Origin of the sequence: Streptomyces sp. IBSBF 2435 (genome assembly GCF_036815005.1) — a bacterium.
In the GTDB taxonomy this organism is placed as follows: Bacteria; Actinomycetota; Actinomycetes; order Streptomycetales; family Streptomycetaceae; genus Actinacidiphila.
In genome coordinates, this window is record NZ_JAJSYW010000348.1 from 1 (window position 1) to 2,784 (window position 2,784).

Sequence of the window (2,784 nt, forward strand, 5' to 3'; positions counted from 1 at the left end):
CCCCCCCCCCCCCCCCCCCCCCCCCCCCCCCCCCCCCCCCCCCCCCCCGGGGTCATCCGGCCTGGTTCACCGCGTTGGTGAAGGGCAGCGCGATGTACGGGAAGCTGCCCGTGTAGGGGCGGCCGGGTCCGTTGACGCCGTCACCGGCGGCCAGGGCCTGGATGAGGTGGCCCGGAGTGGCGCCTTCCAGCGCCTGGAGGGCGATGTCCACCACGTCGTCGCCCATGCGCCGCCCGTTCGGGAAGCCCTGGAAGTCGCCGCCCAGCACGCCGAGCCGGTTCGGCTTCGCCGTCACCGGGGTCGACATGTTCAGCCGCAGCTCCTCGGCGGGGACGAAGCGGCGCTTGTCGATGTCCTTGTTGAGCAGCTGCGAGTTGAGGTCGACGGCCAGCGGACCGCCCGCCGCCTTCGCGATGCCCGTCAGGAAGATCTCCTGGAGGTCGGTGCGCGGGGTGGCGGGCGCGGGGATGCCGTAGATCGCCTGGACGAGCTTGGGCACCTCGGGGTCGAGGACCTTCGCGACCAGCTTGGGCTGGTTGTGGTCCTGCGACGGCGGCAGGGCGTTGAAGGCGTTCTTCAGGCCCGCGGGGACGACCGCCTCGTTGACCAGCGGATTGCCGAGCCGGGAGACCTGCACGTACGGGCCTGTCGGGGTGGACTTGCCCGGGCTGAGCTGCATGGTGCGCCGCTCGGTGGAGCTCCACACGCCGACGACCGGGTTGCGGGTGGCGTTGCCGCGGTAGGCCAGCGCCGACTTGGGCACCTGGATGGCCAGGGTGTTGACGTTGTAGCCGTTGAGCGTGTTGTGCCCGGTCTCGCTCAGATTCCCGCCGTAGAGCAGGTCGAAGATCCTCAGGTCGAGGAAGAACGGGTCGGCCGCCTGGCTGGCCACGGTCTGCCCGCCGCCGGGCAGTCTGCGGGTCGCCTGGCTGCGCAGCCTCCCGTAGTCCGGCATGGACGCCTTGCCCACGTTCGACGGGGCGGCGACGGCGTCGTCGACGAGCGTCACGGGGCGGTGCCCGGTCCTGATCTCCTGCAGCGTGTAGTGCTGGCGGAACAGCAGGGTGGGGTCGGTGAGGTTGTTGACGACCCCGTTGTTGTACAGGAACGTCTTGTCGCCGCGGCGGTCCTCGTTGCGGAACGTCCACCGGTAGGTCAGGTCCGGCGTGCCGGTGCCCTGGCTGTCGATGTTGATGTCGTAGTGGGCGTCCGTGGCGAACGGGTAGAAGTTCGGCCCGCCGTTCGGCTCCTGGAAGGGGTACCAGTTCGCGACCAGCGTCACCGTGTCGGACTTGTCCGGGCTGGAGAACGCGTACAGGTCGGTGTTGTCGACCTGCGGGTCCGAGGCGATCAGCGGTGCCTCGCGGTGGCTGGACGCCTGGCCGACACCGGCGCCGGGACCGGCCAGCGCCGCGCCCGCGACAGCGGTGCCCAGCGTCAGCAGGAGGGCGGCTGACCGCCGCCGGCCGATGCGGGCCGGTTTTCTGCGAAGGGTCATGGAGGGGCTTTCTCTCGGGCGGAGGACGCGGCCTCGCTGGGCCGCGTCACACGTTCCTGCCCGGTTCGTCCCCATGCCCCCGGCGGACTGCCCGACCCGGCCGACTCCACCCGGGTGGCCGACGTTTTTCCGGTCCGGTGGCCGAAGAGCAGGGGCGTACGGCTGCCCCGGCGTACGCGGGAATCCGTTCGGCTCAGTCGCGTTGCGGGCGGAAAGCGGTCATGGTGGCGTGACCGTGGCTCAAGTCGCATGACGGACATGCGGTTCGAGGTGGCAGCGCCCACGACGGCCGCCGCCGCCGGGTTCGTATGGGACTTCGAGCGTCCCCGCCAGCGGCCGTCACCCCGGAAGGCGTCGGCCCGCCTCGGAAGCGGCAAGCGTGATGGGGCGGCGCGGGAAGGCCGGGCCGTCCGCGGACGGCCCGGCCCCGCGCGGACCCTACTTCGGGTGGGTGTCGGTGACCTTGCCCCGGGGAGTGGCGCTGAGGTAGCCGCTGCCGTAGTCGTCGGAGAAGTAGACGCTGATCTGCGGGGTCCCGTCGATGATGTCGCTGCCGATGATGAGGTAGCGGGACGTCGGATGCGGCACGTTGAGCTTCTGCTCGGCCTGGTCCATCAGCCCGGTGATCACGTCCCAGTTGTAGGGGGACAGGCTCGCCGGCGGTTCTATGGCGTCCTTGACGGTGCCGCCCGGCTCCGCGGTCACCCGGCCGTCGCGGTAGAGCAGCCGGTCGTAGACGCTCGGGTCCTTCGGCGTCGGGGCCTCGGCGACGGCGTAGTCCTCGTAGACGGTCAGCGAGATGACCTTGTTGCCCGCGATGTGCGGGGTGAAGGCGGCGACGACCGTCCGCACACCCGCCGGGGTGAGCAGGCCCCCCTGCCCGGACGTGCCGCCCTGCCCGGCGGATGTGCCCGAGCCGGCCGCGGTGACGGAGGGACCGGCCGCGGTGCCGGTCGGGCCGGCAGTCCTCCGGGCGGCGGACGCGGTCGAGGAGGCTGCCGGGGCGCCCGCCGCGGAGGGCGACCCGCCCGTGTCGCCGGCCGCGGCCTTGCCAGGGCCGTCCGGCAGCGCGATCCACACCAGCACGCCGACGGCCGCCGCCGACCCGGCGCCGATCAGCGCGGTGACCGGGCCGCGGCGGCGGCCGGTCCTGGCGGGCGGCGCGGGCAGCACGTGCGCCGGCGGTGTCCAGCCGCTGTAGGCCGAAGGGGGCAGGCCGTCCCCGTACGGCGCCGGTGTGGACTGCGGGGGACGCAGGTCCTGCGGGGTGTGCGTCGGGGGCGGGG

Annotated in this window: 1 protein-coding gene and 1 pseudogene; both read right to left on the reverse strand. The window is 73.0% G+C overall.

The genetic code is table 11. The features are described 5' to 3' along the window. Positions 1 to 52: 52 nt before the first annotated feature. Entirely contained in the window at positions 53 to 1,498 is a 1,446-nt protein-coding gene (locus V7E46_RS33215; RefSeq protein WP_333771880.1) for a DUF4331 domain-containing protein, read from the reverse strand. A gap of 438 nt (positions 1,499 to 1,936) precedes the next feature. Beyond that, a pseudogene (locus V7E46_RS33220) lies at positions 1,937 to 2,784 on the reverse strand (serine/threonine protein kinase); the annotation flags it as partial.

What these genes read in the sequence shown, in the direction of transcription:
- V7E46_RS33215 (WP_333771880.1), bottom strand. Translation starts at nt 1,498, where the DNA reads ATGACCCTTCGCAGAAAACCGGCCCGCATCGGCCGGCGGCGGTCAGCC.